5 protein-coding genes are annotated in these 4,229 nt (G+C 62.0%); 2 read left to right on the top strand and 3 right to left on the bottom strand.

The window, feature by feature from the left end; genetic code table 11:
* Positions 1–261, top strand: a 261-nt coding sequence (locus Q4C89_RS14165) for a hypothetical protein (protein ID WP_303103271.1), incomplete at its 5' end; no start/stop codon positions are given.
* A 50-nt stretch (positions 262–311) separates the two neighbouring features.
* Here Q4C89_RS14165 and Q4C89_RS14160 read toward each other — a convergent pair.
* From Q4C89_RS14160 to Q4C89_RS14150, 3 genes are read right to left on the bottom strand one after another with little or no spacing between them, the layout of a single operon-like run.
* Positions 312–1,127, bottom strand: coding sequence for an ABC transporter ATP-binding protein (locus Q4C89_RS14160; RefSeq protein ID WP_303103270.1), 816 nt, complete (start codon positions 1,125–1,127; stop codon positions 312–314).
* A 2-nt stretch (positions 1,128–1,129) separates the two neighbouring features.
* Positions 1,130–2,188 (bottom strand): iron ABC transporter permease, encoded by a 1,059-nt coding sequence (locus tag Q4C89_RS14155; RefSeq protein WP_303103269.1) that lies wholly within the window; start codon positions 2,186–2,188, stop codon positions 1,130–1,132.
* Positions 2,185–3,117 carry an iron ABC transporter permease gene (locus Q4C89_RS14150; RefSeq protein ID WP_303103272.1) on the bottom strand — a complete coding sequence of 311 codons (933 nt, stop codon included), beginning with the start codon at positions 3,115–3,117 and terminating at the stop codon, positions 2,185–2,187. The genes Q4C89_RS14155 and Q4C89_RS14150 overlap by 4 nt, the downstream gene beginning before the upstream one ends.
* A 192-nt stretch (positions 3,118–3,309) precedes the next feature.
* Here Q4C89_RS14150 and Q4C89_RS14145 point away from each other — a divergent pair.
* Positions 3,310–4,229, top strand: a 920-nt coding sequence (locus Q4C89_RS14145; RefSeq protein ID WP_303103268.1) for an ABC transporter substrate-binding protein, incomplete at its 3' end; no start/stop codon positions are given.

Below are 4,229 nucleotides of genomic sequence, written 5' to 3'. Positions count from 1 at the left end.
ATGAGTGTGGCAATTCGTCTGACCCTCAAAGAATTTCTGGAAGCCCACCATCTTAAGGTTTCCCAGGTCGAGACGACCGCCCGTGACAAGCTTGACCTGCCGTTAGGCAAGAACACGCTCTACCGGATGATGTCCAAAGACCGCATCGAGAAGATTGACCTCGTTGCCGTCAACTCGGTTCTCGAAAGCCTCTCCGAGCTCGTAGGACGTGATGTTCAGTTAGGGGAGATTCTCGAATTCAGGCGTGGGGAGCGGCAGTAAAGAGCGTGATGGAATGAAGCCCTGCTGATGCTGGGTACTGCTACACGAACCTATCTTGTCAGTGCGTATGGAATCACATGCGGCTTACCCGTGTCTGGGTCCTGCAGCAGGTGACCTCTGAGACCAAACACATCTGCCAACAACTCATGTGTTAACACTTCGCTCGATGGTCCGTGGGCGTACACCTCGCCGTCCTTCATGGCGATGATTTCATCGGAGTAGCGCACTGCCTGATTAAGGTCGTGCAGCACCATCACTACCGTTTTCCCCTCCTCGTGGTTAAGGCGCTGGGCCAAGTGCAGCACCTCTAGCTGGTGCGAGGGGTCGAGGTAGGTGGTGGGCTCGTCTAGCAGCAGAATGTCGGTTTGCTGGGCCAAACTCATGGCAATCCAGGCGCGTTGGCGCTGGCCCCCGCTCAGGGCGTCTAGTGGGCGAGAGGCGAAGACCTTCATGCCTGTCTGGTCGAGCGCCCACATCACCGCCTCGCGGTCAGCCTCGGTCTTGACGGGAAAGCGCCCCTGATGCGGGTGCCGCCCAAACCACACCAGTTCTTCCACGCTGAGGCCCTCGGGCGCGGTGGGGCCTTGCGGCAGGATGGCAAGCTGACGGGCCACCTCGCGGCTGGGCAGCGTGTGAAGCGCCTGACCGTATAGCGCAATTTGCCCGCCCTGCATTGGTAATAGACGCGCCAGTGCCCGCAGCAGCGTGGACTTGCCGCAGCCGTTTGGCCCAATGATGGAAGTGACTTTGCCGCCCGCAATGCTGAGGTTCAAGTCGGGAACGATGACATTTGTGCCGTAACCTAACTTGAGGTGACTGGTAGAGAGCAGTGCAGTGCCGTTTCCTTCGTTCTTTCCATCTCCCATCATCATTTCGTTTTCCTCAGCAAATACAAGAAATAGGGCGCACCCACCAGCGTCGTCAGAATTCCCGCAGGTACTTCCGTCGGCGGAATCAGCGAGCGGCCCAGCGTGTCTGCTGCCAGCACCAGCAGGGCACCGAGGCCCATAGACACGGGCAGCATTCGGCCATGCAACCCGCCCACCAGCAGCCGCGCCAGGTGCGGAGCGAGTAGCCCCACGAAGCCCAGCACGCCCGCCCCCGTGACTGCCGCACCCGCCAGCGCCACTCCCACCGTCAGGCACAGCAGCCGAGCGGTATTGACCCGCATACCTAGCGCCGTAGCAAGGTCTTCACCCAAATTCAAAACGTCCAGCGTGCGTGACAGCAGCAGCGAAAGCGGCAATAACACAGCCGCCCAGGGCCACAGCCGCGCTACTCGTTCGCCGTCTGCGCCGTACACCGTGCCCGTCAGGAAGCTAAGGGCTGACCCCAATCCATCGGGCGCACGCACCAAAATCAGTTGTTGCACTGCGCCCAAAGCCGCTGCCACCGCCACGCCCACCAGTGCCAGACGTACAGGGTGGAGGCGACCTTGTTGCAAGCCCGTCCATTCACGCGAGAGCAGGAGCACCAGCCCAAACCCCGCCCAGGCCCCCGCCAGCGCCGCCCAGGGTAGGCCACCCGCAGGCGCACCGGGCCACGCCAGCAAAAACAGGGTTGCCGCTAGCCCTGCACCCGCGCCCACGCCAATCAGGTCGGGCGAGGCCAGCGGGTTGCGAATCACGCCCTGCATGATGGAGCCACTGGCGGCAAACATCGCCCCCGTCAGCAGCGCCACCACAATGCGCGGCAAACGCAGTTCCAAGACCAGTTGCCGAGTGAGGTCGTCACCGCGCCCCAATAGCACTTGTAGAACGTCGGCAGGGGGCGTCTTGACTGCGCCGAGGCCGAGAGCCAGCACCGAGAGGGCCGCAATGAGTGCCAACACGCCGAGGCCAAAAGAGATGGCGCGGGGGGTGGTGTACTTTGCTGCCTGCAAGGAGACAGCTTGGCCCCGAGCTTGTGTCGCCTTTTGCATATTCATCTGCCGATTCTCCGCGCCAGCCACACGAAAAAAGGCGCACCCACCGCCGCCACCAGCAGGCCGACGGGTGTTTCGGCGGGGCGGTCAATCAGGCGGGCCAGCACGTCTGCCAGCGTTAAAAAAGCTGCGCCCAGCAAGGCAGCCAGCGGCAGGCTCAGGCGGTGGTCGGCCCCCGCCAGCGTGCGCGAAAGGTGCGGAATGACCAGCCCCACGAAGCCAATCGGCCCCACCACGCTCACCGACGCCGCCGCCAGAAGCACGCCCAGCAGCGTGACCAGCAGCGAGTCGCGCTCGGTGCGTGCGCCCAGGCTGCGGGCCACGTCCTCGCCCAGCGCCAGAATGTTCAGCTTGGGTGAGAGGAGAAGCGCCGCAACCAGCCCCACTCCCATCAAGGGCGCAATCTGTCCAACCTGTTCCCACGTCCTGCCCGCCACGCTGCCCGACAAGGCAAACAATGCGCCCTGAGCGCGTTCTTCCCACAAAATCTGGATGGTGCGACTACCTGCACTTACTAAGCTCGCTACCGCTACGCCCGCCAGTGCCAAACGCAGGGGCGTGACGCCGATGCTGTGCGCCACCGAGTAGGCCAGCAGCGCCGCGCCCGCTCCGCCCGCAAAGGCCGCAGGAATGTACGCCCAGGCAGGCGCAGACGGAAAAAACACCACCATGAGCAGGAGGGCAAACGCGCCGCCCGCCTCCACGCCCAGAATGCCAGGGTCAGCCAGCGGGTTGCGCGTGACCGCTTGTAGCATCAGCCCCGACACGCCCAGGCCCGCGCCCGCCAGGAGCGCCACCAGCGTGCGCGGCAGCCGTAGCGAGTGAATCACCAGGCTTTCGTTGGAATCGTCGGGGTGCAGCAACAAATGGGCCGCTTGGAGAGCGGGCAGGTCAGTCGCGCCCAGCGCCAGCGAAGTCAAAAAGGCCACCATCACGGCGAGTAGCCCTAGCCCCAGCCAGAGCCACCTTGAACCTGACTGCGCCCCATTCACAAGGTCTTATCCTGATTAAATAGGTCGGATTTGTCAACATAAGTCAAAGCGTAATTCCACCGAAGTGCCCACAACTCGAAAGAAGTTGATATATCATTATCACTTAAGGTAGCTTAGCACCCGATGAAAAGAATGTCTGCTCTGGCAGCCCTTGCGCTTGCCTCTCCTGCGACTGCTGCGCCCCTTACCATTAAGCATTATTCGGGCGAGACCAAAGTCAATGCTCCCGCAAGCCGCGTGGTCGCACTCGGCCCACACGCGCTGGATATGCTGCTCAGCCTCGGCATTCAGCCCGTGGGCTACGGCGAGGCGGCGCAACTGGCTGTCACCAATTACGGCTCCCCCATTCGTCAGATTCGCTACCTGGGGAGCCGCGTGACCTCTGCGCCGGTGAATGTGGGCGACCGTTTCAAACCCAATCTGGAAGTCGTCGCCAGTTTGAAACCCGACCTCATTGTTGGTGAAAACTACGCTCAGGACGCTTATTCTGCGCTGAGCAAGGTGGGGCCAACAGTCCTCTTTGAAGGCATTCACACGGGCGACTGGCAAAAGACCTTGCCCGTACTGGCAAAGGCGGTAGGCCGTGAGAAACAGGCCAGCGCCGTGATTGCCCGCAACAAGAAAATGATGGCCCAAGCGCGGGAAACTCTCCCTGCCTGGATTCGTGGTAAGACAGTTCTGGTCGTCTGGAACGCAGGCGGGGCCAGCAAGGACGTGTACACCGTACTGGGGCCAAACGACTGGACGGGCGGCTTCTTCCAGAATCTGGGCCTGAAGCTGGACACACTGGGCGCACAGGACACCAGCCTCAGCGAGGGCTACCGCAAGGTCAGCAGCGAGGGCCTCGCCACCACCAAAGCCGACGCCATTTTTGTGATTGCCAGCAGCAAAAACACCGTGGCACAGGCCAAAAAGGATTGGCAAGCCAACGCCCTGGCCCAACGCCTGAGCGCCAGCAAAGCGGGCCACGTCTACTTTCTGGACGTGCAACTGTTTAGCCGTATTCGCGGGCCAATTGCCGAAGAACTGATGGTGCGCGAGCTGGGGCGGCA

The sequence above is a fragment of the Deinococcus sp. genome (assembly GCF_030523985.1).
In the GTDB taxonomy this organism is placed as follows: Bacteria; Deinococcota; Deinococci; order Deinococcales; family Deinococcaceae; genus Deinococcus.
This window is presented reverse-complemented; position numbering and strand designations above follow the sequence as displayed.

Coding starts and splice junctions, on each gene's coding strand:
- Q4C89_RS14150 (WP_303103272.1), bottom strand. CDS start 3,117: ATGGTGGCCTTTTTGACTTCGCTGGCGCTGGGCGCGACTGACCTGCCC.
- Q4C89_RS14160 (WP_303103270.1), bottom strand. CDS start 1,127: ATGGGAGATGGAAAGAACGAAGGAAACGGCACTGCACTGCTCTCTACC.
- Q4C89_RS14155 (WP_303103269.1), bottom strand. CDS start 2,188: ATGAATATGCAAAAGGCGACACAAGCTCGGGGCCAAGCTGTCTCCTTG.